The organism is Amycolatopsis sp. NPDC049159 (genome assembly GCF_040648295.1).
Lineage (GTDB): Bacteria > Actinomycetota > Actinomycetes > Mycobacteriales > Pseudonocardiaceae > Amycolatopsis > Amycolatopsis pretoriensis_A.
Genome location: NZ_JBEZDL010000005.1, coordinates 147,953 through 173,026, shown reverse-complemented (window position 1 = coordinate 173,026; position 25,074 = coordinate 147,953). Strand labels below are relative to the sequence as shown.

Annotated in this window: 27 protein-coding genes; 18 read left to right on the top strand and 9 right to left on the bottom strand. The window is 70.9% G+C overall.

All coding sequences use genetic code 11. The annotated features are described in order from the left end of the window. Window positions 1–673 precede the first annotated feature (673 nt). From AB0B33_RS11745 to AB0B33_RS11725, 5 genes are all read right to left on the bottom strand, one after another. Complete coding sequence (locus AB0B33_RS11745) at window positions 674–1,897, bottom strand: DUF222 domain-containing protein (protein WP_360769913.1); 1,224 nt, start codon at window positions 1,895–1,897, stop codon at window positions 674–676. A 159-nt stretch (window positions 1,898–2,056) separates the two neighbouring features. Continuing rightward, a complete protein-coding gene (locus tag AB0B33_RS11740; RefSeq protein ID WP_360769911.1) occupies window positions 2,057–2,773 on the bottom strand; it encodes a M50 family metallopeptidase in 717 nt (238 codons plus the stop codon). Between the two features lie 17 nt (window positions 2,774–2,790). Next, window positions 2,791–3,165 carry a helix-turn-helix domain-containing protein gene (locus tag AB0B33_RS11735; RefSeq protein WP_360769908.1) on the bottom strand — a complete coding sequence of 125 codons (375 nt, stop codon included), beginning with the start codon at window positions 3,163–3,165 and terminating at the stop codon, window positions 2,791–2,793. Window positions 3,166–3,205: 40 nt separating this feature from the next. Continuing rightward, the gene (locus AB0B33_RS11730; RefSeq protein ID WP_315863280.1) at window positions 3,206–3,781 is read right to left on the bottom strand and encodes a TetR/AcrR family transcriptional regulator; all 576 of its coding nucleotides are present in this window, start codon (window positions 3,779–3,781) and stop codon (window positions 3,206–3,208) included. 66 nt (window positions 3,782–3,847) lie between these two features. Next, on the bottom strand, window positions 3,848–4,282 hold the full coding sequence (locus AB0B33_RS11725; RefSeq protein ID WP_360769906.1) for an SRPBCC family protein: 435 nt from the start codon (window positions 4,280–4,282) through the stop codon (window positions 3,848–3,850). 23 nt (window positions 4,283–4,305) lie between these two features. Between AB0B33_RS11725 and AB0B33_RS11720 the strand changes: the two genes are divergently transcribed. From AB0B33_RS11720 to AB0B33_RS11655, 14 genes are all read left to right on the top strand, one after another. Beyond that, the gene (locus AB0B33_RS11720; RefSeq protein ID WP_360769903.1) at window positions 4,306–4,839 is read left to right on the top strand and encodes a TetR/AcrR family transcriptional regulator; all 534 of its coding nucleotides are present in this window, start codon (window positions 4,306–4,308) and stop codon (window positions 4,837–4,839) included. Between the two features lie 10 nt (window positions 4,840–4,849). Then, window positions 4,850–6,571, top strand: a complete 1,722-nt coding sequence (locus AB0B33_RS11715; protein WP_360769901.1) for a CocE/NonD family hydrolase — start codon at window positions 4,850–4,852, stop codon at window positions 6,569–6,571. A 62-nt stretch (window positions 6,572–6,633) separates the two neighbouring features. Next, complete coding sequence (locus AB0B33_RS11710; RefSeq protein ID WP_247021021.1) at window positions 6,634–7,038, top strand: hypothetical protein; 405 nt, start codon at window positions 6,634–6,636, stop codon at window positions 7,036–7,038. Further along, window positions 7,035–7,220, top strand: coding sequence for a hypothetical protein (locus tag AB0B33_RS11705; protein WP_247021019.1), 186 nt, complete (start codon window positions 7,035–7,037; stop codon window positions 7,218–7,220). The genes AB0B33_RS11710 and AB0B33_RS11705 overlap by 4 nt, the downstream gene beginning before the upstream one ends. A gap of 45 nt (window positions 7,221–7,265) precedes the next feature. Further along, window positions 7,266–7,952, top strand: coding sequence for a response regulator transcription factor (locus AB0B33_RS11700; RefSeq protein ID WP_247021017.1), 687 nt, complete (start codon window positions 7,266–7,268; stop codon window positions 7,950–7,952). Further along, window positions 7,949–9,322 (top strand): HAMP domain-containing sensor histidine kinase, encoded by a 1,374-nt coding sequence (locus AB0B33_RS11695; protein ID WP_360769896.1) that lies wholly within the window; start codon window positions 7,949–7,951, stop codon window positions 9,320–9,322. The genes AB0B33_RS11700 and AB0B33_RS11695 overlap by 4 nt, the downstream gene beginning before the upstream one ends. Before the next feature lie 46 nt (window positions 9,323–9,368). Continuing rightward, window positions 9,369–10,835: a VWA domain-containing protein gene (locus AB0B33_RS11690; RefSeq protein ID WP_360769894.1), complete on the top strand. Its 1,467-nt coding sequence runs from the start codon at window positions 9,369–9,371 to the stop codon at window positions 10,833–10,835. Next, window positions 10,813–11,772: a toll/interleukin-1 receptor domain-containing protein gene (locus AB0B33_RS11685; RefSeq protein WP_360769891.1), complete on the top strand. Its 960-nt coding sequence runs from the start codon at window positions 10,813–10,815 to the stop codon at window positions 11,770–11,772. The genes AB0B33_RS11690 and AB0B33_RS11685 overlap by 23 nt, the downstream gene beginning before the upstream one ends. 20 nt (window positions 11,773–11,792) lie before the next feature. Continuing rightward, window positions 11,793–12,698 (top strand): LysR family transcriptional regulator, encoded by a 906-nt coding sequence (locus AB0B33_RS11680; protein WP_360769889.1) that lies wholly within the window; start codon window positions 11,793–11,795, stop codon window positions 12,696–12,698. 116 nt (window positions 12,699–12,814) lie between these two features. Then, window positions 12,815–13,957: a CoA transferase gene (locus tag AB0B33_RS11675; RefSeq protein ID WP_360769886.1), complete on the top strand. Its 1,143-nt coding sequence runs from the start codon at window positions 12,815–12,817 to the stop codon at window positions 13,955–13,957. A 48-nt stretch (window positions 13,958–14,005) separates the two neighbouring features. Next, the gene (locus AB0B33_RS11670; RefSeq protein WP_360769883.1) at window positions 14,006–14,749 is read left to right on the top strand and encodes a crotonase/enoyl-CoA hydratase family protein; all 744 of its coding nucleotides are present in this window, start codon (window positions 14,006–14,008) and stop codon (window positions 14,747–14,749) included. A gap of 1 nt (window position 14,750) precedes the next feature. Continuing rightward, complete coding sequence (locus AB0B33_RS11665) at window positions 14,751–15,497, top strand: acetoacetate decarboxylase (RefSeq protein ID WP_360769880.1); 747 nt, start codon at window positions 14,751–14,753, stop codon at window positions 15,495–15,497. Beyond that, window positions 15,494–16,399 (top strand): 3-hydroxyacyl-CoA dehydrogenase NAD-binding domain-containing protein, encoded by a 906-nt coding sequence (locus AB0B33_RS11660; protein WP_360769877.1) that lies wholly within the window; start codon window positions 15,494–15,496, stop codon window positions 16,397–16,399. The genes AB0B33_RS11665 and AB0B33_RS11660 overlap by 4 nt, the downstream gene beginning before the upstream one ends. Before the next feature lies 1 nt (window position 16,400). Then, entirely contained in the window at window positions 16,401–17,591 is a 1,191-nt protein-coding gene (locus tag AB0B33_RS11655; RefSeq protein ID WP_360769874.1) for an acyl-CoA dehydrogenase family protein, read from the top strand. Between the two features lie 4 nt (window positions 17,592–17,595). Here the strand turns inward: AB0B33_RS11655 and AB0B33_RS11650 are convergent, their stop codons facing one another. Together AB0B33_RS11650 and AB0B33_RS11645 are read right to left on the bottom strand one after the other, a co-directional pair. Next, entirely contained in the window at window positions 17,596–18,792 is a 1,197-nt protein-coding gene (locus AB0B33_RS11650) for an LCP family protein (RefSeq protein ID WP_360769872.1), read from the bottom strand. 201 nt (window positions 18,793–18,993) lie between these two features. Further along, window positions 18,994–19,737 carry an SDR family NAD(P)-dependent oxidoreductase gene (locus AB0B33_RS11645; RefSeq protein ID WP_360769869.1) on the bottom strand — a complete coding sequence of 248 codons (744 nt, stop codon included), beginning with the start codon at window positions 19,735–19,737 and terminating at the stop codon, window positions 18,994–18,996. 104 nt (window positions 19,738–19,841) lie between these two features. Here AB0B33_RS11645 and AB0B33_RS11640 point away from each other — a divergent pair, with 104 nt between their 5' ends. Next, on the top strand, window positions 19,842–20,831 hold the full coding sequence (locus AB0B33_RS11640) for an RNA polymerase subunit sigma-70 (protein WP_360769866.1): 990 nt from the start codon (window positions 19,842–19,844) through the stop codon (window positions 20,829–20,831). A gap of 167 nt (window positions 20,832–20,998) precedes the next feature. Here AB0B33_RS11640 and AB0B33_RS11635 read toward each other — a convergent pair whose 3' ends face one another. Next, the gene (locus AB0B33_RS11635; RefSeq protein WP_247020990.1) at window positions 20,999–21,262 is read right to left on the bottom strand and encodes a WhiB family transcriptional regulator; all 264 of its coding nucleotides are present in this window, start codon (window positions 21,260–21,262) and stop codon (window positions 20,999–21,001) included. A gap of 657 nt (window positions 21,263–21,919) precedes the next feature. On the opposite strand from AB0B33_RS11635, the gene AB0B33_RS11630 reads away from it, so the two are divergent. Beyond that, window positions 21,920–22,408, top strand: coding sequence for a sigma-70 family RNA polymerase sigma factor (locus AB0B33_RS11630; RefSeq protein ID WP_360769863.1), 489 nt, complete (start codon window positions 21,920–21,922; stop codon window positions 22,406–22,408). Window positions 22,409–22,554: 146 nt separating this feature from the next. Then, window positions 22,555–23,148 carry an RNA polymerase sigma factor ShbA gene (gene shbA / locus AB0B33_RS11625; RefSeq protein ID WP_247025049.1) on the top strand — a complete coding sequence of 198 codons (594 nt, stop codon included), beginning with the start codon at window positions 22,555–22,557 and terminating at the stop codon, window positions 23,146–23,148. 1 nt (window position 23,149) lies between these two features. Here shbA and AB0B33_RS11620 read toward each other — a convergent pair whose 3' ends face one another. Then, complete coding sequence (locus AB0B33_RS11620; protein WP_086865023.1) at window positions 23,150–23,983, bottom strand: LysR substrate-binding domain-containing protein; 834 nt, start codon at window positions 23,981–23,983, stop codon at window positions 23,150–23,152. Between the two features lie 96 nt (window positions 23,984–24,079). Between AB0B33_RS11620 and AB0B33_RS11615 the strand changes: the two genes are divergently transcribed. Continuing rightward, entirely contained in the window at window positions 24,080–25,054 is a 975-nt protein-coding gene (locus tag AB0B33_RS11615; RefSeq protein WP_360769859.1) for a bile acid:sodium symporter family protein, read from the top strand. Window positions 25,055–25,074: the final 20 nt, after the last annotated feature.

Here is a 25,074-nt window from a genome sequence, read left to right as displayed (position 1 = left end):
ACAGCACTCGGGGCGAGCGCCGCTGGACCGGGTAGAGCACCGGGTGGTCCGGCGGGTAGCACTGGGGCGGGCAGCGCCCGGTGACAGTGCTCAAGCGGGCAGCGCTGCGGCGGGCAGCACCCGAAGACAGTGCTCAAGAAGACAGTACTCAAGCGGGCAGCAGCCGAGGACGACACTCGGCCGGTAGAACTGGGACGGCAGCGCTCGAGGACACCGCTCGGGCGAGTAGCACTGGGCGGGCAGCGCCCAAGGACAGTGCTCGGGCAGGGCAGCACCCGAGGACAAGGCTCGGCCATTAGAACTCGAACGACAACGCTCGGGGACACCGCTCAGGCGGGTAGCGCTGCGGCGGGCAGCGCTGAAGGACAGTGCTCGGGCGGTTAGCACTGGGGTGGGCAGCGCTCCGGGGCGCTGCTCGGGCGGGTAGCGCTGGGCGGGCAGCGCCCACGGCCACTGTTCGGGCGGGTAGCACTGGAGTGGGCAGCGCTCCGGGGCGCTGCTCGGGCGGGTGGCACTAGGCGGGCGATGGCCGTCGGATGCCGAATGAGTGCGGTGTGGGGTCGGGGGTGGAGGGCGATTGGTGGTCGCTGGGGAGTGTTGGCGGAGGCACGTTGTGGGGCGTGGGTGTAGGCCCGTAGCCGGTGGCTGCGGGCCTTTCCCGTGTTCGGTTGTGTCAGGCTGCGAATGGGAGTGGCTGGTGGATGTTGTTGCGCCTGGGTTTTCGGTGCTTGTCCAGGAAGCGTGGAGGTAGGAATTCGGGGTGGCCGTCGGTCGCGAGGCGGACCTGCCAACCCGAGCGGTGCATCAGGCGGTGGTGGTGGGCGCAGAGCAGGACCAGGTTCGCGAGATCTGTGGGGCCGCCGTTGGCCCAGTGGCGGATGTGGTGGCCTTGACAGTGCCGCGGTGGGCGGTGGCAGCCGGGGAAGGCGCAGCCTCGGTCGCGCAGGAACAGGGCTCGGCGGAGGCCGGGTGAGATCAGGCGGCGGGCTCGGCCCAGGTCCAGGGGTTCGCTGGTGGCGCCGAGGACGGTGGGGATCAGTTTGCAGTCGCAGGCGTGGATGCGGGCTTCGACCGCGGAGATCAGGCCGGTGTCGCCCAGGGTCGCGTTGCCGAGGCCGGATTGCAGGTCCGACAGGGAGACGGCGACTAGGACGTGGGCGCGTTCACCGGCCTGCGTGGGCAGCTCTGGGGAGTTGAGCGCGAGGTCGATGGCGTCGGAGAAGGCGTCGCCGTAGCGTTCCTGTGGGGAACGGAAGTCTGCGTCGTCGTCGGCGGTGCGGCGTTCGGCGAGGGCGTCGAGTAGGGCGCTGGCTCGGGTGCCGGTTTCGTCGTCGAACCGGCCGGTGAGTTCCCAGGTTCCGGTGCGCCTGCGGCGTAACGAGAGTTCGCGGGTGGGGGTGGCCGGTTCGGTGTCCTCGGGGGCGGGGCCGTCGGGGTCGAGGTGGGCCAGGATCCGGGTGCCGAGGGCGGCGACTTGTTTGTGGCCTGCGTCGGCGGCGAAGGCCAGCAGGTCCTGTTCGGCGGAGTCGCGGTGCTCGACGGGGATCCGAGACACGGCCTCGATGATGGTGTCGATCATCGGGGTGCTCAGGGCACCCGTCAGAGCGGCGGCGCCGGTGGCGGGGGCGACAGCGGGCGTGGCGTCGAGGGTGTGCGCAGAGGTGAGGGAGAGGGCTCGGGCGACGGTGCGCTGGGCGGCCGTATGGGGAATGTCGGCGAGGTGCTCCAGTAACCGGGCAACCGAGCGGTACCCGAACAGTTCCATGACCCCGCGGGATTCGATTTCCACCAGCAGAGCCCCGATTTCCGCCTCGGCAGACCGCACAACGGTGAGCAGCCCACGGAGACGGTCGGCCAAGGCCTCCGCGTCCGCTTGCCACACCGCTTCTCTGTCCACACAACAAGATTACCCGACCATCGACCACATGTTCATCACTCGATCAGGTGGCGATGATCGTTGCGTGGGGAATCGGCGCTGCCGACCACCACACAAAGGCAACCACCACGAGCGCTGATTTCCCACGCCCCGGCGAAGCCGCATCAGTAAAGCCGACAACTACGGCCACAACATCGGAAAGGCGCACCAAACAGCCCACCCGATCAGCACGAACCAAGCGACGATCCAGACAACCCCAGGAACCCCAGTCCGCTCAGCCAGCGAAGAAGCATCATCCCCCTGAAACCCACGCACCCGGTTCGCCACCAACGCCCCCAGCCCACCGACCTCACTGGTCAGCAACAACCAAGCCTCCGCATACGCAACCCCGTTCTTCACCCAATCCGGAGCCCACCGCAGCGCACAAAACACCACCGCACCAACCGTGACGACCACGAGACCGGTGATGACGTCCCGCGTGAACAGCAGGATGAACAACATGGCAACAGCAGTAAGAGCAAGCACCGCAGGCACCAAACCCCGATGCAGCAACGCAGCCGCACCGAGACCGGCCAGCGGAGGCATCGCGTATCCGGCAGCAGTGGCGAGAACACCCGCGAACGGCGACGGGTTCCAATGCCGCGTGGAACCGGACTCGGCACCGGTGATCTCGATGCGAAACACCCCGCCCCCGGTCAAGATGCTCACGAGCGCGTGGCCACCCTCGTGGAAGAGCGTCCCGAGAACGTTCACCCGGTTCAGCAGCAACCGTCTCCCGGTCGTCATGAGCGCGAACGACGTCGCCGACACAGCAGCAGCGAACAACGCGGTCGTGGCCACCAGAGCCCAGCCCGGCGCGGGCACAGTCTCGTTGAGCACGGCGAACGCGGACGCCATCAGGGAACCGTCCCGGGCTACGCCGACGCCGGCGTGTGCTCCGCGTCGTACGCCTCACGCGCGTCCTGCACCGACGACATGTGCACCCGGGCCCACCGATCGAGCATCTCCAGCGGCTCCGACAGGTTCCGCCCCAGCGAAGTCAGCTCGTACTCCACCTTCGGCGGGATCGTCGCGTACGCCGTGCGGGTGAGGATGCCGTCGCGGACCAGGCTGCGCAGCGTCTGCGTCAGGACCTTCTGCGAGATGCCGTCCACGCGGCGGCCGATCTCCGTGAAGCGGAGGGGGCCGTCCCTCAACGCGCCCACGATCAGCACCGTCCACTGGTCGCCGATGCGGTCGAGCAGCTGGCGGGTCGGGCAGTTGCGGTCGTACGGGTCGGGCTGCCACACGGCGCGTCTCCTCACTCTCCCGGAGAGAGTAACACGCGTTTCAGCCGGTGGGAGCCAGCAGCGCTTCGAACAGGACCCGCAGGTGACGGCGTCCGCGCTCCCAGCGCGCTTCCAGCTCCGACTGGTCACGGGTGGCCCAGCTGGCGATGAGGATGCCGCGCACGACGTCCATCGCCGTGTACACCGCGTGCAGGAACTCGTGGTGCTCCGCGTGCTCCGGCAGCAGCGCCTTGCCGAATTCGACCAGGCTGGACGTCGCGATCGGCTCGACCGCGGCCATCTGGCGGCGCAGTTCGGGGTCCGTGCGCGAGGCCACCCACAGCTCCACCGTCGCCGAAAACACCGGGCCCTGGTGCATCTCCCACATCAGCTGCAGCGCGTCGCCGACCGGGTCGGTGGACGCGCGGAGCCGGTCGAGCTCGGCCATCGCGACCTCGGTGCGCTTGGCCGCCAGGTGCCGGATCGCCGACGTCACCAGGTCGGCCTTCGTCGGGAAGTGGTGCACCTGCGCGCCGCGCGTGACGCCGGCGCGGTCGGCGACTCGGGTGGTCGTCGTGCCCGCGTAGCCGTACTCGACGAGGCAGTCGATCGTCGCGTCGAGCAGCCGGACGCGCATCGCCGCGCTGCGCTCCTCCTGCGTGCGGCCGGTCGATCCCCGTCGTGGCGCTGACATGCGCCCACCTTATGGGGCCACCGGCGCCGCCTCGACCAGCCCCGCCACGACCCGCCCGATGAAGCGCCCCAGGAACCACCGGTAGAACCAGCCGGTGCCGGGGATCTTCGCCGTGAACGTCGAGTGCCAGTGGATCTCGGTGCCGCTGTCGCGCGGGGAAAGGTCGACGTAGGCGACGTAGTCCCGCAGCGGCAGGCCGTGCTCCAGCACGTAGCCGAAGCGGCGGCCCGGCTCCAGCGCGACGACCTTCTCGTACGACTTGACGCCGCCGGTCCGGAACAGCCGGACCGCGCCCAGCCCTTCCGGCTCCCCCTCCCCCTCCCGGACCAGCTCGAACGAGCCCAGCGGCGACCACTCCGGCCAGGTCGCGCCGTCGCGGAGGAGCGCGTACACGGCGTCGGGCGGCGCGGACGTCCGGCCGCGCACGGAAATACTTTGTACCATTTGGTACGTGTACCATCTGGTACATGATCGGGACAAGCCCGCGCGACCGGCTGCTCGCCGCCGCGATCGACCACATCGCCCACCACGGCGGCGCGGGCAAGAGCCTGCGGGCCCTCGCCGCCGACCTCGGCACCAGCCACCGCATGCTGATCTACCACTTCGGTTCGAAGGAAGGCCTGCTCACGGCGGTGGCGCGCGAAGTCGAAGCCCGGCAGCGCGCGGCGCTCGCCGGTCTCGACCCGGCGGAGTTCTGGCGGCGGCTCACCGACGACGACCTGCGCACCAACGAGAGGCTGTTCTTCCAGCTCTACGGCCAGGCCCTCGGCGGCACGCCGGGCACGACCGGGCTCCTCGACGGCGTCGTCGACGACTGGCTGGCCCCGATCGAAGCGCTGCTCGGGAAGTACGGCGTCCCCGAAGCCGACCGCCCCGCCCACGCCCGGCTCGGCCTCGCCGTCACCCGCGGGCTGCTGCTCGACCTCGTCACGACCGGCGACCGCGAAGCCGTCGACGCCGCGATGGCGCAGTTCCTGGCCAGGTACGAACAACCCGCGTGATACTGGCGCGATGCGCTTGCTCCTGGGGATTTCCGCCGCAGTGCTCACGACGACCGTGCTGACGCCCGTGGCGGCGGCCGCGAGCCCGCCCGTCCGCGAAACGGCGTGGGTCGAAACCGGCACCGACCACGACCACGACGGGAAGATCGACCGCGTCGCCGCCGACATCGCCCGGCCGGCGACCGGCGGACGCGTCCCGGCGATCCTCGACGTCAGCCCGTACTACGCTTGCTGCGGCCGGGGCAACGAGTCGCAGAAGAAGACGTACGCGCCGGACGGCACCCCGGAGCAGTTCCCGCTCTTCTACGACAACTACTTCGTGCCGCGCGGGTACGCCGTGGTGCTCGCCGACGTCGGCGGGACGAACCGCTCGTCGGGGTGCTTCGACGACGTGGCGAACGGCAACGCCGTCGTGAACTGGCTCAACGGCCGCGCGAAGGCCTTCGACGCCCCCGAAGGCGGCCGCCCGGTGAAAGCGGACTGGGCCACCGGGGACGTCGGCGCCATCGGCAAGTCCCAGGACGGCGCCACCGCGATCGGCATGGCCGCGTCCGGGGTCCCCGGGCTGAAGACGATCGTGCCGATCGAAGGGGTCGCCGACAACTACGCCCAGCTCGTCGCGAACGGCGCGCCGCTGGCCACGCCCGAGAACACCGGGTCGTCGTTCACCTACAACGAGCGCGCGGCCGAGCTGTGCAAGCCGTTCGAAGCGGACCTCAAGGCGCGGATGGGCACGAACGGCGACTACAACGCCTACTGGCGCAGCGTGAACTACGTACCGGACCCCGGCCGCGCGAGCGTGCTCATCGCGCAGGGGTTCGGGGACAGCGTCGTGGCGCCGAACCAGTTCGCCGCCTACTGGGACGCGCTCGGCCGCGCCGGGGTCCCGCGCAAGGCGTGGCTGAGCCAGGCCGGGCACGTCGACCCGTTCGACCTGCAGCGCGCGCAGTGGGTCGAGACGCTGGGCCGCTGGTTCGACCGCTGGCTGAAGGGCGTCCGCAACGGCGTCGAGCACGAGCCCGCCGTCCACCTCGAGACCACGCCGGATCACTGGACCGACGTCCGGAGCTGGCCGCCCGCGGCCCTGCCGGTGACCGTGTACCCGTCGGCCGGCGGCACGCTCGGGCTCCGCGGGTCGGGCACGGCCACCGTCGTCGACGACCCCGCCGTGGGCCGCGAGGACTGGGCGGCCGGGGTGTCGGCGGCGAAGTTCACCGGCCCTGCGCTGCCCGCCGCGGTGCGGATCGCCGGGTCGCCTTCGGTGACGATCACGGCGTCGTCGGACAAGACCGCCGCGCGGGTCGGCGTCGCGCTCGTCGACTACGGGCCGGCCGACGTCCGCGCCACCGCGAACTACGGGAGCGGGATCAAGAACCTGACGACGAGGTCGTGCTGGGGCGAGAGCCGGCCCGGGGACTCCGCGTGCTTCCTCGACACGGCCACCGACCTCGTGCACGTGGACCACCGGATCGTCGCCGCGGGCTGGGCGGACCTCGGGCACCACGCGTCGCTGCGCCACGGTGAGCCGCTCGTCCCGGGCCGGGCGTACACCATGACGTTCACCCTCAGCGCCCTCGACCACGCCGTCCCGGCCGGGCACCGGCTCGGCCTGCTCCTCGGCGGCACGGACGGGCAGCTGTTCGACCCGGCGCTGCCGGTGCTGGGCGACACGCTGACGTTCGACCTCGCGCGGACGTCGGTCACCGCCGGCCTTACAAAGCCCGAACACTAGGCGGACGCCCTCCGAACACCGCCCGGCCAGAGTTCTCCTCGTACCCGACACGAGGAGACACGATGCGAGGAACCACTTGGACGCGGCTGGCGCTGGCGGGCGCCGGGAGCGCGGCCTGCCTGCTGGTGGCGGCGCCGCTGGCCTCGGCCCAGACGACGTCGCCGGCGCCGGTCGCACCGATCACGCTCAGCCCCGAGGAGTCCCAGCAGGTCTGCTCGGACTGGGTGCCGAAGCTGCAGAAGAAGGCCGACAACCTGAAGAAGCGGATCAACGGCGGCGCCGAGATCAGCGGCTCGGTCGCCAACCTCAAGGCGCGGGCCGCCGACCAGCGCGCCAAGGGCCACACGCAGCGCGCCGACCAGCTCGACCAGCGCGCCACCAAGCGCCAGGGCCGCGTCGGCGAGCTGGACGCGGCCAAGCAGAAGCTCGACGCGTTCGCGTCCGCGCACTGCAAGCCGGCGAAGTGAGGGCGGCGAGGATCGCGGCGGCGGTCGGGGCCGCCGCGCTCATCGCGCTCGGCTGTTCCGGGTGCCGCGACAACCTGATGGGCTCGCCGTCCGACAACGCGCCCGCGTCGTCCGAGCTGAGCGGCGTCGAGTCGACGCTCAACGGCATCGAGTCGGACATGAACAGCGATGGCACGCCCTGACCGGCTAGCGTCTCCCCGTCGGTAACGGCGGAGACGGGAGCAGGTATGGGGTCACCGGGACGCGGCCTCGTCCTCGTGGTCGAGGACGAGGCCGCGATCGCCGAGCTGGCGGCGCTCTACCTCAAGCGCGACGGCTTCGGGGTGCACGTCGAGGCCGACGGCGGGCGGGCCCTCGACGCCGTGCGGCGGTTGAAGCCGGTCGCGATCGTGCTCGACATCGGACTGTCCGGAATGGACGGTATCGAGATCTGCAAGGCGCTGCGCGCGGCCGGGGACTGGACGCCGGTGCTGTTCGTCACCGCCCGCGACGACGAGCTCGACCGCCTGCTGGGCCTGGAGATCGGCGCGGACGACTACCTGACGAAGCCGTTCAGCCCCCGCGAGCTGGCCGCCCGGGTCCGGACGGTGCTGCGGCGCGCGTCGGGGGCGACGCCGGCCGCGGAGACGTTCACCGTCGGCGGCGCCCGGGTCGACGTCACCAGCCGCCGCGCCTGGGCGGGCGAGGCGGAGGTTTCGCTGACGTCCACCGAGTTCGACCTCCTCACGCACCTGCTCCGGCACCCGGGGCAGGTGCTTTCGCGCGACCAGCTGCTCAGCGCTGTCTGGGGTTACGCCGCGGCGGCGGGCACGCGCACGGTCGACGTCCACGTGGCGCAGCTGCGGGCGAAACTCGGCGCGGCGAGTCCGATCCGGACGGTGCGCGGCATCGGCTACGCGGCGGACCCGGCGTGAGGGGCACGCTGGCCGGCCGGATCACGCTGGTGTGCCTGGGCGTCGCCGGGGTCGCGGTGATCGTCGCCGGGCTGGTCGGCGCCCGGCTGGTGCGGACGACGGCGGACAACGTGCTGCAGTCTTCGCTGTCCGCGCAGGCCGACGTCGTCGCGACGCAGCTCGACGAAACCGGCATCGGCAACCGGCTCGGGGTCGGCAAGGTGGCCGACGTCGTACGCGGGCAGGGTATTTCGGTCGTGGTGCGCCGCGCGGGCGGCGGGCAGGCGCTCGGCGAGGCGGTCGCGGTGCAGGCCGCGGGCAAGCTGGGGCTGGCGGCGGACCATTCGGGCCGCGTCACGGTCGGCGGCTCGCAGTACCTGGTCGAGACGCGGGTGGTCGGCGCGCGCGGGGCGGCGTTCGCGCTGGTCCTGCCCGCGCGCAACGCCGACGCGACGCAGCGCGCGCTGGTGCGGAACATCGCGCTGGCCCTGGGGATCGGCCTGGTGGTGGCGGCACTGGCGGGCTTCGTGTCGGGCCGGTTGCTGGGCCGTCCGCTGCGGCGGGCGGCGCTCGCGGCGGGCTCGCTCCGGGCGGGACGGCGGGACGTGCGGGTCCCGGTCCAGGGGCCGCGCGAGGTGGCGGAGGTCGCGGGATCGTTGAACTCGCTGGCCGACGCGCTGGCGGTGAGCGAGGCGCGGCAGCGGGAGTTCCTGCTGTCGGTGTCGCACGAGCTGCGGACGCCCCTGACCGCCGTGACGGGCTTCGCGGAGGCGATCGCGGACGGCGTCGCCGCCGGTGACGACGCTGTGCACGCGGGTCGGACGATCCAGCGCGAGGCGTTGCGGCTCGAGCGGCTGGTGACGGACCTGCTGGAACTGGCGAGGCTGGGCGCGGACGAGTTCCGGCTGGACCCGGCTTCGGTGGACCTGGCCGCGCTCGTGCGTGACTGCGCGGAGGTCTGGCAGCTGCGGTGCGCCCGCGAGAACGTCCGGCTGTCGGTGTCGGCACCCGCGGCCCCGGTCGTGGTGGTGGCGGACGCCCGGCGGCTGCGTCAGGTGGTCGACGGACTGGCGGAAAACGCGCTGCGGGTGACGCCGGCCGGGGCGCCGATGGTGTTCGCGCTCTCGGTGTCGGCCGCCGGAGCCGCACTTTCGGTGCGCGACGGCGGGCCGGGACTGGCACCGGAGGACTACCCGGTGGCGTTCGAGCGGGGCGTGCTGAACAAGAGGTACCGGGATCGGCGGCCGGTGGGGTCGGGCATCGGGCTGGCGCTGGTGCACGGTCTCGTCACCCGGATGGGCGGAACGCTGACCGCGGGCCCGGCCCCGGAAGGCGGGGCGGCGTTCACGATCGTTTTCCCGTTGACCACCGCGGTTTCTTCTCCGCCGTAACAACCGCCGTGTTCCGGCGACTTCCCAGGCGTCCTCGTCGGAAAAGGTGGAGGCGGAAACCATGAGCGAAACTGGCGGCCCGATCGAACTGGTCGTGCTGACCGAGCGGCCCGCGGTGCGGAACGACACGGCCACCGACCTCGACGTGGTCGTCGAAATCCGCTGCCGGGCCGGGAGTTCCGCCCGCGAATCCGGTGACGCGATGCGGATGAACCTGTGCGTGGTGATCGACCGGAGCGCCAGCATGAACGGCCGGAAACTGGAGACCGCGAAACGCAGCTGCCTCGACATCCTGGGCCGCCTCGCCGAACGCGATCTGTTCACCGTGGTGGTTTTCGACGGCCAGGCTGAAGTGGTCGCCAATCCGCAGATGGACCGCGCCACGGCGCAGGAGCGGATTCGCGCCGTCGGTTCGCGAGGCAACACCAACCTTTCGCTCGGCTGGTACCTCGGCTTGCTGGAACTGCAGACGCACACCACCGATCGGCACTACAACCGACTGTTCCTGCTGTCGGACGGGCAAGCCAACGCCGGCGAGACCAAGCGGACCACGCTGGCCAGGGAAGCGGCGCAATCCCGGGACCTCGGCATCACGACGTCGACGATCGGGATCGGGGACGATTTCAACGAGGATCTCCTCGAAGCCATCGCCTCCGGCTCGGGCGGCCGGTTCTGGAGCATCAGCGAATCACGGCTCGAAGACATCATCGAAGAAGAGTTCAGCGGGGCCCTGAGCACCACGCTCGACCGGCCGCGGGTCGAACTCACCCTGCCCACCGGGGTCGCCCTGGAGCAGGAGCTCAACATCCTGAAGAAGAACGGCAACCGCTACCGGGTCCGGCCGCTCAAGGGCGAAGACATGTTCAACTTCGCCGTGCGCCTGTCGATCGACCCGGAAGCGCTCGGCAACGAGCGGCCGGAGATCGGCGCCCGGCTCTACGACGCCGACAAGCTCGTGACGAGCGCCACCGCCACCGTCGACCTGCTCCCGGTCGAGCAGGCCGCGGCGACCCAGGCCGACCCGCTGGTGCTCAGTGTGGTCAGCCAGCACACGATGACGACTTCCGACGAGGAGATGCTCGACAAGCTCGACGCGGGCGACATGAACCTCATGAAGCGCCTCCTCATCGCCGAAGTGGAAGGCATGCGGCATGTGGAGGATGCGTTGGAGGCCGAGCGTGAGACCGAACGCGGCCGCCAGGAACTGGCGAATCTCCTGGCCCGCCGGGTGACGTCCGAAGTATCGATGGAGTTCGCCGATCTGTTCGCGCCCTATCTCGCGGACCCCGCTGTGCACCAGTTCCTGTCGTCTTGGCGCAAAGGCCTCCGGCAGGAGAAGGTGCGCTTCTCGAGCCGCCGCAGCAACGTGAGTGCCTTCGACGAAGGGATGGTGGTGGACCTCGTGGCCCGCGCCATCACCCTCGGCGGCGAGCTGGCCGCGCGCTACCCGGACGACGCCGAGACCATCGGGCGGCGGGTGGAGGCACTGCGTGAGTACCTGGCAAGGCTCTGAGCCGGGCGCCTGGACCTTCGGCAAAACCCTGCTCACCGGGCACGGGAAGGGCACCGGCGAGTTCGGCACGTCCTACGCGGTCCTGTCCGACCAGCGGATGCTGAACGGCCGGGTCAGCGCGTCGATCACCCTGACCGACCGGCACCAGACCGGGGCCGGCCTGGTCTGCCGGGCCGACACCGCCTGGTCGTTCCTCGCCTTCTACACCGCACCGTCGGGCGACTCGGCGGACTCGACGTTCGCCCGGATCGGCGTGGTCAAGGAGGGCCTGTTCGTGCCGGTGGCCGTCTCGGCCGAGCCGGTGGTGCTCTCGAGGCGGGCGAACCGGTTCTCGCTGGAGTTCTTCTCCGGGCACGTCCGAGGGGAGATCGTCGCGGACGACCGGACCTGCGAGCTGTCCGCGACCGTGCCGCACCTGCCGTTCCCCGGGCTGACCGGGCTGGTCAAGTTCTACCGCGCGACGATGCTGGCGCGGGACTTCTCCGCGACCCTGAGCGACATCCCCTCCCCCAGCCAGGTGGACCCGCCCGCCGAATACGACTTCGACGTCTTCCTGTGTCACTCGTCACCGGACAAGCCGACGGTCACCGAGCTGGCCGGCCGGCTGTCCGGGGCGGGGTTGACCTGCTGGCTGGACTCCGAGCAGATCGCCTTCGGGGACGCGATCACCGACGCGATCGAAAAAGGCCTGTCACGCAGCCGCTTCGTCCTGCCGTGCTTCAGCATCGACCAGCGGGATTCGGGCTGGATGCGCGCGGAGTACCAGGCGATCCTCAACGCCCAGTTCTCCGGAGACGAAACCCGCCGCGTGATCCCCGTCCTGCTCGACGACGTCGACCCGGGTGCCCTGCCGCTCCTGCTGCGGGACCGCAAACGGGTGTCCTACCGGAACAAGGTCGAGTTCGGGGAGTTCGTCCAGTTCCTGCAACGGCGGTGACGGCCGTCTAGGGTGATCACGTGGAGATGCTGCACCTGCGCTACTTCGTCGCGGTCGCCGAGGAGCTGAACTTCTCCGCCGCCGCGCGGAAGCTGCACATGGCCGCCTCGCCGCTGTCCCAGCGGATCAAGGACCTCGAGCACGAGCTCGGGCAGCAGCTGTTCGACCGCAGCACCCACCACGTCACCCTCACCGACGCCGGGACCGCGTTGCTGCCCCTCGCGCGGGACGTTCTCGAACAGGTCGGGGCCATTCCGTGGAAGCTCGCCGAGGCGACCCGGCCGCAGCGGCGGACCGTTTTCCTCGGGATGCCCGCCGGGGTGCACCCCGATCTGCGGGACCGCGTCAACGCCCTCGCCGGGCGCGTTCGGGAGACCTACGAGCTCAAGCGGTGGCCCGGGACGACCGCCGATCTCGTGCAGGGGGTGCACGAGGGCAAGCTGGCCCTCGCGCTGGCGCGGCTGCCGGTCACCGATCCCGCTCTGGAGCAGCTGCCCGTGATGAGCGAACGGCTCGGGGCCGTCGTGCCGGCCGAGCTGTTCGCCGGGCGGGACTCCGTGAGCCTGGCCGAGCTGACCGACTTCCCGTACGTCGCCCCGCCGGGTGAAATCGTCCCCGCGTATTTCGACCAATTGGACCACCAATTGAGCGAACTCGGCGTCAAGAAACGCATCCGGTTGACCAACACCGGGTACGGCGGGACGTCCGAAATCATTTCCAGCGGCGAGGCGTTCTCCATTTCCATGCTCGACGAGAAGTCGCCGATGCACGGCTACCGGCTCGACAACGTCATCGTGCTGCCCTTCACCGATTTCCGGCCCCAGCTGGACACCGGCCTGCTCTGGCGGCGTGATCGCACCGACGGCGACCTGCGAGAACTCGTCGATGCCGCGAAAGCGATCTTCGCCGAACCCCTCACCAGCTGACAAATGGTATGACCACTGCGGTCATACCATTGTTCGCATCATGATCATTCCCTTTCAGCGCCCACGCTATTAGCTTCGTAGGTAGAGCGAAACAGCAAGGCGCGAAAGGACGAACGATGAACAGCACCGGACCGCTGGACGGCGTGCGCGTGATCGACCTCTCGACCGTGGTCATGGGCCCGTACGCGGCCCAGATCCTCGGTGACCTGGGCGCCGACGTGATCAAGATCGAGTCCCCCGCGGACACCGTCCGGGTGGGCAGCTACCGGACCACGCCGGGCATGACCGCGCTGAACCTCAACGTGAACCGCAACAAGCGCAGCGTGGCCCTCAACCTCAAGGACGACGCCGAGCGCGAGCAGGCGCTGAAGCTGATCGACACCGCCGACGTGCTGATCACCAACATGCGCCCCGGCGCGCTGAGCCGCCTCGGCCTGAACTACGCCGACGTCGCCGAGCGCAACCCCCGCCTGGTCTACGCCCACGCGCAGGGCTTCCGCGGCGACTCCCCGCAGGCCGGCAACGCCGCCTACGACGAGACCGTGCAGGCCTCTTCCGGCCTGGTCGACGTGGCCAACCGCGCATTGGGCAAGCCGGTCTACCTGCCGACGATCATCGGCGACAAGGTGTCGTCGCTGACCATCGCCTACAGCGTGCTCGCCGCGCTGGTCCACCGCGACAAGACCGGCGAGGGCCAGCAGATCGAGATCCCGATGACCGACACGCTGCTCGCGTTCAACCTGGTCGAGCACCTCGCCGGGCACACCTACGAGCCGGCCGAGGGCCCCACCGGGTTCGGGCTGTCGATGACGAAGGGCCACGCCGCGGTCCACACCAAGGACGGCCTCGCCTGCGTCATCCCCTACAACCCGAAGAACTTCCGCGACTTCTTCGCCGCGGCCGGACGCCCCGAGCTGGCGGCGGACGCGCGCGTGAACGGCGACGCCATCGACCGCGCCGACAACGAGTGGCTGACCGAGCAGATCGCCGCGTGCGCGCCGGCGCTGACCACCGAGGAGTGGGCCGAGGTCTGCGCGAAGCACAGCATCCCGATGGCGCCGGTGCTCGAACTGGACCGCGCGCACGAGGACGCCTACGTCCGCGACGGCCACCTGCTCGACACCGTCGAGCACCCGAGCGAGGGCACCATCCGCACGGTCGGCATCCCCGTGAAGTTCTCCGCGACGCCCGGCTCGATCCGCCGCCTGGCCCCGCTGGCCGGCCAGGACACCGCCGAAGTCCTCGCCGAACTGGTCTAGACCAACGCAACTTTCCCTACGAAAGTGGCGTCAAGGAAGTGTGAAGTCATGAGTGAAGTACGCACCGAGCGGATCGGCGGAACCCTGCTGATCACGATCGATCGGCCCCAGGCCCGCAACGCGGTCAACGCCGCCGTCGCGACCCAGCTGGCCGCCGCCCTCGACGAGCTGGAAGCCGATCCCACGCTCCGGGCGGGTGTCCTGACCGGCGCCGAGAACACCTTCAGCGCCGGGATGGACCTCAAGGCCGCGCTCAAGGGCGAGTCGCCCGACATCCCGGGCCGCGGGTTCGGCGGGCTGACCGAAGCCGAGCTGGGCAAGCCGCTGATCGCCGCCGTCGAAGGGTTCGCCATGGGCGGCGGGTTCGAACTCGCGCTGGGCTGCGACCTGATCGTCGCCAGTGAACACAGCCGCCTCGGCCTCCCCGAAGTCAAGCGCGGCCTGATCGCCGCGGGCGGTGGCGTGCTCCGGCTGCCGAAGCGGATCCCGCACCACCTGGCGATGGAGTTCCTGCTGACCGGCGAGCCGGTCAGCGGCCGCCGCGCCGGCGAACTGGGCCTGGTCAACCGCGTGACGCCGGCCGGTGACGCCGCCGCCGTCGCACTCCAGCTGGCCGAGAAGCTGGCGGAGAACGCACCCCTGGCGCTCGCCGCCGTGAAGAAGATCGCGCGTGCCGCGGATCCCGCGGCCGTGCAGCGGGAAGAAATCAAGAAGCTGATGCAGTCCGCCGACGTCCGCGAGGGCATGACCGCCTTCGCCGAGCGCCGCGCTCCGAAGTGGACAGGCGAATAAAATGAAGATCGACGAAGTCCGCAGGCACGTGACCACTCCCCTGACCGCCCCGGCGTTCGCGCCCGTGGTCCCGAGGTTCACGAACCGCGAGTACCTGAACATCGTCTACCGCACCGACGCCGACGCCCTGCGCGCCGTCGTGCCGGAGCCGCTGAAGGTCGAAGAACCCTTGGTGCGCTTCGAAGTCATGAAGATGGGCGACGTCTCCGGCTACGGCCCCTACACCGAGTCCGGCCAGGCGATCGACGTCAGCTTCGACGGCGAGCGCGGCGAGTACCTGCACGCGATGTACCTCGACAACTTCCCGGCGACGGCGTCCGGGCGCGAGGTCAGCGCGTACCCGAAGACGGTCGGCAGCCCGAAGCTCTATGTCGACAACGGTGTTCTCGTGGGCACGCTGGACTACGGGACGCTCCGGGTGGCCACCGCGACCATGGGCTACAAGCACCACGAGCTGGACGCCCGCGAGGCCGAACGCCAGATCACCGTCCCGACGTTCATGCTCAAGACGATCCCGGGCTACGACGGCGCGCCGCGCGTGCAGGAACTGGTCCGCACCGAGATCACCGACGTCGTGGTCAAGGAGGCCTACACCGGCCCCGCGCGGCTGCAGCTGTTCCAGCACGTCCTGGCGCCGCTGGCCGACCTGCCGGTGCTGGAGGTCGTCTCCGCCAGCCACATCCTCACCGACCTGACGCTCGCCCCGGTCAAGCCGGTCTTCGACTACCTGAAGGGAGTGCAGTCATGAAGAACGCCACAGTGATCGGCGCCGGCACCATCGGCCTGTCCTGGACGGCGCTGTTCGCCCACCACGGCCTGACCGTCCGGGTCACCGACCCCCGCCCCGACCTCGCCGACGCCGTCGCCGAAGCGCTGAAGACGTTCGCGCCGCACCTGGGCACCACCGCCGCCGAGCTGGCGAGCCGGGTGAGCATCGCCGAAAGCGTCACTGAATCAGTGAAAGCGGCGGACGTCGTGCAGGAGAACGGGCCGGAGAACGTCGAGTTCAAGAAGGACCTGTTCAAGCAGCTCGTCGAGGAAGCTCCGCAGCACGCGCTGTTGCTGAGTTCGTCGAGCGCCATCCCCTCGACCGCGTTCACCGAGGAGATCGACGGCAGCCGGGTCCTCATCGGACACCCGTTCAACCCGCCGCACCTGATCCCGCTGGTCGAGGTCGTCCCCGGCGAGCGCACCAGCGACGAGTCGGTCGAGCGGGCCGTCGGGTTCTACACCTCCCTCGGCCGGACGCCGGTCGTGGAACGCAAGGAGATGCCCGGCTTCGTGGGAAACCGGCTGCAGAACGCGCTCAGCCGCGAGGCGATCTACCTCGTCGAGCAGGGTGTCGTGACACCGGAAGAGCTCGACAAGGTCATCACGAACTCGCTCGGCATCCGCTGGGCCACGGTCGGGCCGTTCCTCGGCTCGCACCTCGGCGGCGGCCCCGGCGGCTACCGGCACATGGCCGAGCACATCGGCAAGTCCATGAAGAAGATGTGGGCCGGGCTGGGCACCCCCAGCCAGAGCCCCGAAGAGCAGGAACGGCTGATCGAAGCCGTCGAAACCGCTTACGGCTCCTCCACGTACTCGGACCTGGCCGAGACGCGCGACCGCAAGCAGCTCGCCGTTTTGCACGCAGTGGAGGAGAACTGACATGGAACCGCTGAAGGACAAGCTGACCGCCGACTTCTACGACTTCGAGGCGCTGCTCGCCGACGACGAGCGCAAGCTGCTCGTGAAGGCGCGCGAGTTCATGACGAACGACGTCAAGCCGCTGGTGAACGAGAACTGGGAAGCCGGCACCTTCCCGGAGGAACTCATCGGCATGTTCCGCGAAAGCGGTCTCGCCGGCCTGCCGTACGAGGGCTACGGCGAGCACAAGGCCGCCGTCAGCCACCTGCTCACCGGCATGATGGCGATGGAGATGAGCCGCACGGACGCGTCCGTGGCGACGTTCTTCGGTGTCCACAACGGACTCGCGATGTACTCGATCTACAGCGGCGGCAGCCAGGAACAGCGCGACCGCTGGCTGCCCGAGATGGCGGCGATGGACAAGATCGGCGCGTTCGCGATGACCGAGCCGCTCGGCGGGTCCGACGTGGCCGGTGGCATGCGCACCACGGCCAAGCGGACCGGAGACACCTGGATCCTCAACGGCGCCAAGAAGTGGATCGGCAACGCGACCTTCGCCGACTACGTCGTCGTGTGGGCCCGCGACCTGGACGACAACCACGTCAAGGGGTTCGTCGTCGAGAAGGGCATGCCCGGCTTCGTGCCGGAGAAGATCCAGGGCAAGACGGCGTTCCGGATCGTCGAAAACGCCGAGATCACCCTGACCGACGTCCGCGTGCCGGAGGCGAACCGCCTGCAGGGCATCGACTCTTTCCGCGACGTCGCCGAGATCCTGCGCGCCACCCGCGGCGGGGTCGCCTGGCAGGCGCTGGGCGTGATGATCGGCGCCTACGAAGCCGCGCTGGCCTACTCGCAGGAGCGCAAGCAGTTCGGCCGCCCGATCGCGCGGTTCCAGCTGGTGCAGGACCTGCTCGTGAAGAGCCTCGGCAACATCACCGCGTCGTGGGGCATGCTCGTGCAGCTCGCCCGCCTGCAGGACGCCGGGATCTTCAAGGACGAGCAGTCGTCGCTGGCCAAGGCGTTCGTCACTTCGCGGATGCGCGAGGTCGTCGCCTGGAGCCGGGAGATCTTCGGCGGCAACGGGATCGTGCTCGAATACGACGTCGCGCGGTTCTTCGCCGACGCCGAAGCGATCTACTCGTTCGAGGGCACGCGCGAGATGAACACCCTGATCGTCGGAAAGGCGATCACGGGGCAGTCCGCGTTCGTGTGACGGGCTAGTTCACGCAGCCGGCGGCCGTACTGGTCGCCGGCTGCTTGCTGTCCGGCGTCCGGGTGGTGGTCGCCGCGACCGGCTTGACGCCGCCGGTCGTGTCGTCGCCCGAGGCCTGCACCGCGGGCGTGCTGATCGCCGTGCGCACGAACTGCTGGACCTGCGCCGGGTCGACCTTCACCGCGTCGCCGTCGGACGGCGTCTGCAGCGACAGGCTCTGCACCGGGATGGTGGCGAACGCGATCGCGCCCGAGGTCATCCCCCGCAGCTGCTGCGCGAAGCTCAGCACGTCCCAGCCCTTGTCCAGCACCACGGCGCCCTGCACCGCGCCGACCAGCGAGTTCAGCTTCGAGACGTCGGTGAAGGTGCCCGCGTTCAGCACCTTCTTCGCCATCCCGGACAGGAACGCCTGCTGCCGCGCGATCCGGTCGAGGTCGCCGTTGGCCAGGCCGTGGCGCTGCCGGACGAACGCGAGCGCCTGCGCCCCGGACAGCGTCTGCGGCCCGGCCGCGAAGTCCGCGCCCGAGTAGCTGTCGTGCACCGGCGCCTTGAGGCAGACCTCGACGCCGCCGACCGCCTGCGACAGCGCGTCGAATCCGGCGAGGTTGATCGCCGCGTAGTGGTTGATGGTCAGCCCGGTGAACTTCTCGACGGTCTGGATCGCCGTCTTCGCGCCCGCCGCGTTCGCCGCGACCTCCAGCTGCGCGCCGCTCAGGCCTTCGGCGCGCAGGCCGGACATCGAGGCGTTCTTGCCGCGGCTGTACGCCGAGTTGATCTTGTGCTTGCCGTACCCGCCCGCGATGTCCACATAGGAGTCGCGCGGGAGGGAGATGGCGGTGGCCGCCGCGCCGCCCGCCGGGATGTGCACGACGATCATCGTGTCGGTGGTGTCGCCGCCGTCGTCGCCGCTGCCGGCGTGCAACGCGTCGAGCACGTTCTGCGGCAACGGGTTGCCGTACGCGTCCGTGCGCGCGTCGATCCCGACGAGCAGGATGTTCTGGGCCACTTTGAGCGGCTCGCCGGGAATCGCGTCTTGCTCGTCGATCTGCGCCGAGGGCGGGATGACGTCCGCGGTGACGATGCCCGCGTCCAGCTTGCTCAGCTGCGTCCACGCGTACCCGGTGGCGGCGAGCACCAGCGTCGACACGACGCCGATGGCCACGCGCCCTCCGATGCGGCGCCCCCGGGACGACAGCAGCACGACACTTCCCCTTGCTTCCCTCGGGCGGATCCCCTCCTTCGAGGATCACCGGGTTAGCTGGGAATCACCTGAGAAAATTGTAGGAAGGTCGTGACGCTGCCCGATCGGCCGAGCCGGTTCGGGCCGATCGGCCGGTTTTCGCTACGGACCGCACCGGCGCGCGCACGGGAAAGTGCTGTGGCGCCGGCCACAGCGGCCGGCTCAGCGGGGCATGCGGCGCCAGATCGCGCGCGGCAGGAGGCGCATCGCGAAGAACACCGGGCGGAGTACGCCCGGCACCCACACGACGCCGCGGCCCCGGCGCAACGCCGCCGCCGTCGCCTCCGCCACCTGGTCCGGGGTGCTCGAGAACGGTGCCGGCGCCATGCCGTCGGTCATCCGGCCGACCACGAAGCCCGGGCGGACCAGCAGCAGGCGGACCCCCGAGCCGTGCAGGGCGTCGGCGAGGCCGCTCGCGAAGCCGTCGAGACCGGCTTTCGCCGAGCCGTAGACGTAGTTCGCGCGGCGCACGCGGATCCCGGCCACCGACGAGAACACCACCAGTGTGCCGTGGCCCTGGGCGCGCAGCAGGTTCGCGGCGTGGGTCAGCACGCCGACCTGGGCGACGTAGTCGGTGTGCACGACCGCCGCGGCGTGGGCGGCGTCGGTTTCCGCGCGGGACTGGTCGCCGAGGATGCCGAAGGCGAGCACCACCGTCTCCAGGGGCCCGTGCTCGGCCGTCACCTTCTCCAGGAAGGGGCCGTGCGCGGCGAGGTCGTCGGCGTCGAAGTCCGCGGTCTCGACGGTTTCGGCGCCGGCCTCGCGCAGCGCGGCGACCTCCGCGGTCAGGTCCGCGCCCGGCCGCGCGGCCAGCACGAACCGCCGGGTGTCCCCGCTGACCAGGCGTTTCGCCAGGGCCAGCCCGATTTCACTGCGTCCGCCCAGCACCAGCACCGTTCCGCTCACCGCACAGCCTCTCTTTCGGGGGTTCCGGGTGGCGGAGCCCCCGGCCCGGGGCAGAGCCCCGGTTTCGGCACAGTCTTGCAGCCCGGGTGCGCTAGCGTGCCCGGGTGGGTCGCACTCCGGACTTCGAGACGCTCGTCGCGCGGCACCGCCGGGAGATCCAGGTGCACTGCTACCGGATGCTCGGCTCGCTGAGTGACGCCGAGGACCTGGCGCAGGAGACGTTCCTGCGGGCGTGGAAGGCGCGCGACGGCTTCGAAGGCCGGGCGAGCGCGCGCACGTGGCTGTACCGGATCGCGACGAACGCGTGCCTCGACGTCCTCGCCCGGCGGCCCCGGCGGGTGCTGCCCGATCAGCTCGGGCCGGCCGGGGAGCCGAACGGGCCGATCGCGGCCGCCGACCTGCCGTGGCTCGAGCCGTACCCGGACCGGCTGCTCGACGGGGCCGGGCCGGACGACGCCGTCGTCGACCGGGAGACCATCGAGCTCGCCTACCTGGCCGCGCTCCAGCACCTGCCGCCCCGGCAGCGGGCGGCGCTCGTCCTGCGCGACGTGCTCGGCTGGCCGGCGAAGGAGACGGCGGCGGCGCTGGAGACGAGCGTGGCTTCGGCGAACAGCGCGCTCCAGCGGGCGCGGACGACGTTGCGTGAGCGGCTGCCCGCGCACCGTGCCGAGTGGACGGCCGGCGACCCGACGGCCGAGGAAGCCGCGCTGCTCAAGCGGTTCATCGCCGCGTACGAGAACGGCGACCCCGCCGCGGTCGCGCGACTGCTGCGCGAAGACGCCCAGGCGATCATGCCGCCGTACACGCTTTGGTTCGACAACCGCGCGTCGATCATCCGGGCGCTGTCGCTCTCGATGGACCCGGCGTCGCCGCACTGCGTCGGGCGGTTCCGGATGCGGCCGGTCCGCGCCAACCGCCGGCCGGCCGTGGCCACCTACCTGCGGCGGCCGGGCGAAGACGGCTTCCGGTGGTTCGGGGTCAGCGTGCTGACGGTCGAAGACGGGCTGATCACGGCGATGGCCGCGTTCGAGTCGGTGCCGGCCGCCGCCTGGGACCTGCCCGAAACGTGGCCGGGTGAGCACGCGTCGTGGTGAACGCGATCCCGGTGCGCAGCGAATAGCGACCCGAACGCGGACGTGAAAAACCCGGGCGGGTGATTCGCACAGGAATCACCCGCCCGGGCACGCACACTCCCGGATCCATTTTCTTCCGGATTCGGTGTTTTTGCTCGAGGCCGCCGGGAGAGGTCACCGGGCGGCGGTCAGGCCACTCGGTGCCGCTGCGGCGCGGTGCGCGCCAGCCGGCGTCGGTCCTCGGCGGTGGTCCCGCCGAAAACACCGTGGTCGAGCCCGTTGTCGAGCGCGTAGCCGAGGCATTCGGCGCGCACCGGGCAGCGTGCGCACACGGCCTTGGCCTGCACTGTCTGCCGGGCGCCGGGGCCTACCGCGGAGATCGGGAAGAACAGTTCCGGGTCCTCGTCCTTGCAGGCCGCGAGTTCCGCCCAGCCCGTCATCGTGGCTTCCATTTCCTTCAGTCACCTCCTTCGGTTCTTCTGTTTCCCATTGTCATCGCGCGTCAACCGACTTGACCGCCGCGGACGCGCGAGCATATCCGCATCGGTCAAGGGGTTTTGGCTTCGGTCCCCGGCTCACCCTCCGGGCAACCAAGACTGCAACACATGAGAGTACGCCCTTCTTCCCGGGATCTCGATGTCGATCACGTCACCCGATCGGCGCGGCCGCGCCCCGCGCGACCCGGCCGCTCCGGCGGCGGCGGGTGCCGGCCACCGCCTCGGTCAGCAGCTGCGGCCGACCGGTCTCTTCCTTGCACCACACGGCTTTCCACCCCAGGCGCGGCCGAAACACGGCCGGCCGGCCCGTGCGGTGCCGTCGTCGGCGGCGCCCCGGCTCCCGGCGCGGGCGCGGCGACCGGAATCCGCCGTTCGCGGACCCGGCCGGCGCCGATCGGCGCCCGGGCGCGCGGACGTCCGCACCGGGTTTTCGATCACGTCTCGGTGGGTCATCGAACCCGGGTACCCGACTTGTCCGTCGTCATTCGTCACGAAGTGTCACCAAGGAGAAGCGCGCCATTACTCCTACCGGGGAGTCTTGATCGAATCGTTACACGTAGCGGTCACCTCGGCGCACCTGTCCTTGTGGAGGCGAGGGGTGGTGAGGGGTCCGTGGGCGGTCACGACGATTTCGACGCGTTCTTCCGCGCCGACTTCGCGCCGCTGGTGGCGTTCCTCTGCAAGGCCGGGTTCGAGGTCGAGACCGCGCGGGACGCGGCCGCCGAAGCGATGGTCCACGCGCTGGAGGCGTGGCCGACCCTCGACGACCCGCGCGCGTGGGTCCGCCGGGTCGCGGGGCGGCTGCTCGACGGCGTGGGGGACGCGCGGGCGGACTGGACGCTGGCGGGCGATCCGCGGGACGACGACGAGCTCACCGTGCTGGTCGACCAGCACGCCGGGCTCATCGAGCTGCTCGCGTCGCTGCCCGGCAGGCAGCGGATGGTCCTGGCGTGGTCCCTCGACGGGTTCTCCCCGGCGCAGATCGCGGAGGCCCTGCGGATCGCACCGGCGACCGTCCGGTCCACCCTCCGGCACGTGCGGGAGCGCCTCCGGCGCCTCCGGGTCGCCCGACCCGGTGACCAGCGGGACAGGGAAAGGTGAGCACCATGCCGGCAACCGAGTACGGGGACCGGGCGATCACCGAGCTGCTGCGGGAGTCCAATACCGCGCTGCACGACTCGCTGCGGGCCGGCCTCGACGTGGAGGGCACCCTGCTGCGGGTGCGCAGCAGGGTGCTCGTCCGGGAGATCGCCGCGGCGCAGCCCGCCGACGCGTTCCCGTCGCACTGGCGACGGCACGACGAGCCGGTCGCGGACGCGATCGCCGGCGACGACGCCGCGACCGCCCGGCTGCTGGCCACCATCCGCCCGCTGGTGGTGCGTTACTGCCGGGCCCGCGTCGGGCGCCACGAGCGTTCGTTCGCCTCGGCCGACGACGTCGCGCAGGAGGTGTGCCTCGCCGTGCTCACCGCGCTGCCCTCCTACCGCGACCAGGGCCGGCCGTTCCTCGCGTTCGTCTACGGCATCGCCCAGCACAAGGTGGCCGACGCCCACCGCGCCGCGGCGCGCAACCGCACCGACCCGGTCCCCGAGATCCCGGACGGGGTCAGCGAAGCCGTCGGCCCCGAGCAGCGGGCGCTGCGGTTCGAGCTGAACGAGCGGCTGGCCAAGCTGCTGGACGTGCTCCCGGCGAAGCAGCGCGAAATCGTCGTGCTGCGGATCGTGGTCGGGCTGTCGGCGGAGGAGACGGCCGCCGCGGTCGGCTCGACCCCCGGCGCCGTCCGCGTCGCTCAGCACCGCGCGCTCGGGCGCCTCCGGAGACTCTTGGGCGACGAGGACTGACTCAGCGCCGCACCCGCTCCAGGACGAACTCCGCCAGCGCCGCCGCCGGACCGGCCATCGACTCCCTGGCCAGCAGCATGAACTCGATGTCGCCGGGTTCGGGCAGGCCGTCGAGCTCGATGAGGTCGGCCGGGACGAGGCTGCGCGCGTGCAGGGTGACGCCGAGCCCGGCCGCCGCCGCGGCGCGCAGGCCGGTCAGGCTCGACGTCTGGCACGCCGCGCGCCATTCGAGGCCGGCGCGTTCGAGGCACTCCACCGCCAGCTGCCGCGTGATCGACGGCATCGGGTACTGCACCAGCGGCACCGGCTCACCGGGCTCCAGCACCGTGGCCGCCGAGCCGATCCAGACCAGCGGCTCCCGCCAGAGCAGCCGCCCGTGGTGCGCGCCCGGGCGGCGCTTGCCCAGCACCAGGTCCAGTTGCCCGGCGCGCAGCCGCTGCGCGAGGACGTCCGAGAGTTCGACCGTCAGCTCGACGTCCACCAGCGGGTGGCTGCGGCGCAGCCGGTGCAGGATCTCCGGCAGCTCGCCGAGCGCGAAGTCCTCGGACACGCCGAATCGGACGCGGCCGCGCAGTTCGGCGCCGCGGAAGTGCCGCTCCGCGCGTTCTTCGGTGTCGACGACCGTCTGCGCGAACCCCAGCATCGCCTGCCCGCGCGCGGTGAGCTCGACGGTGTGGGTGTCGCGGGCGAACAGCAGCCCGCCCGAGTCGCGCTCGAGCCGCCGGACGTGCTGGCTGACGGTCGGCTGCCCGACGCCCAGCCGCCGCGCGGCCGCGGTGAAGCTGCGCGTCTCGGCGACGGCGAGGAAGGAGCGGCACAGGCGCGGGTCCAGCACCGGGGCACTTTATCGCAATTCGCGATGACAGTCAGTCCGGTCATCGGGGTTCACAATGAACGCGGAGCCGCTGACAATGACTGTGGAAGGAGATCCATGTCCCGGTTGCGTCTCGACCCGTTCGTCCTCGCCATCCTCGCCACCGTCGGCGTCGCCACCCTGTTTCCCGCTTCGGGCGCGGTGGCCGCCGGTTTCGGCACCGCCACGACGATCGCCGTCGGGCTGCTGTTCTTCCTGTACGGCGCCCGGCTGTCCACGCAGGAAGCCCTCGACGGGCTGCGGCACTGGCGGCTGCACGCGGTCGTGCTCGGCGCGACGTTCGTGCTGTTCCCGCTGCTCGGCCTGGCCCTGTTCGCGCTGCCGTCGTCCGTGCTGCCCGCCCAGCTGGCCGCCGGGTTGCTGTTCCTAGCGGTGCTGCCCTCGACCGTGCAGTCGTCGATCGCGTTCACCTCGATCGCCCGCGGCAACGTCGCGGCGGCGATCTGCAGCGCGTCGCTGTCCAACCTGGCCGGGATCGTGCTCACGCCGCTGCTGGTGGCGCTGCTGCTCGCGGGCGACGGCGCCGGCGTCGACGGTTCGGCCGTGCTGGGGATCGTGCTGCAGCTGCTGGCGCCGTTCGTGGCGGGCCAGCTGGCGCGGCGCTGGATCGGCGGCTGGATCTCCGCGCACGCGGCGCCGCTGAAGCTGGTCGACCGCGGGTCGATCCTGCTGGTGGTCTACACGGCGTTCAGCGCGGGCATGGTCGAAGGCATCTGGCACCGGCTCGACCTCGGTCACCTGCTGGTGCTGGTGGCGGTGTGCGGCGTGCTGCTGGCGGTCGTGCTGGCCGCGACCGGCTGGGGCGCCCGGCTGCTGGGGTTCGCCCGCGCGGACCGGATCACCATCGTGTTCTGCGGGTCGAAGAAGAGCCTGGCGAGCGGCCTGCCGATGGCGACGGTGCTGTTCGGGCACACGCAGGTGGGGCTGATCGTGCTGCCGCTGATGCTGTTCCACCAGATCCAGCTGATCGTCTGCGCGACGCTCGCTCGGCGCTACGCCGCCTCGGACGAGCGGGAACTCGTGCCCGCCTGACCGATGAGTTCCGCCGGCCC

Coding starts and splice junctions, on each gene's coding strand:
- AB0B33_RS11740 (WP_360769911.1), bottom strand. CDS start 2,773: ATGGCGTCCGCGTTCGCCGTGCTCAACGAGACTGTGCCCGCGCCGGGC.
- AB0B33_RS11730 (WP_315863280.1), bottom strand. CDS start 3,781: ATGCGCGTCCGGCTGCTCGACGCGACGATCGACTGCCTCGTCGAGTAC.
- AB0B33_RS11725 (WP_360769906.1), bottom strand. CDS start 4,282: ATGGTACAAAGTATTTCCGTGCGCGGCCGGACGTCCGCGCCGCCCGAC.
- AB0B33_RS11720 (WP_360769903.1), top strand. CDS start 4,306: ATGATCGGGACAAGCCCGCGCGACCGGCTGCTCGCCGCCGCGATCGAC.
- AB0B33_RS11715 (WP_360769901.1), top strand. CDS start 4,850: ATGCGCTTGCTCCTGGGGATTTCCGCCGCAGTGCTCACGACGACCGTG.
- AB0B33_RS11710 (WP_247021021.1), top strand. CDS start 6,634: ATGCGAGGAACCACTTGGACGCGGCTGGCGCTGGCGGGCGCCGGGAGC.
- AB0B33_RS11700 (WP_247021017.1), top strand. CDS start 7,266: ATGGGGTCACCGGGACGCGGCCTCGTCCTCGTGGTCGAGGACGAGGCC.
- AB0B33_RS11675 (WP_360769886.1), top strand. CDS start 12,815: ATGAACAGCACCGGACCGCTGGACGGCGTGCGCGTGATCGACCTCTCG.
- AB0B33_RS11670 (WP_360769883.1), top strand. CDS start 14,006: ATGAGTGAAGTACGCACCGAGCGGATCGGCGGAACCCTGCTGATCACG.
- AB0B33_RS11665 (WP_360769880.1), top strand. CDS start 14,751: ATGAAGATCGACGAAGTCCGCAGGCACGTGACCACTCCCCTGACCGCC.
- AB0B33_RS11660 (WP_360769877.1), top strand. CDS start 15,494: ATGAAGAACGCCACAGTGATCGGCGCCGGCACCATCGGCCTGTCCTGG.
- AB0B33_RS11655 (WP_360769874.1), top strand. CDS start 16,401: ATGGAACCGCTGAAGGACAAGCTGACCGCCGACTTCTACGACTTCGAG.
- AB0B33_RS11635 (WP_247020990.1), bottom strand. CDS start 21,262: ATGGAAGCCACGATGACGGGCTGGGCGGAACTCGCGGCCTGCAAGGAC.
- AB0B33_RS11615 (WP_360769859.1), top strand. CDS start 24,080: ATGTCCCGGTTGCGTCTCGACCCGTTCGTCCTCGCCATCCTCGCCACC.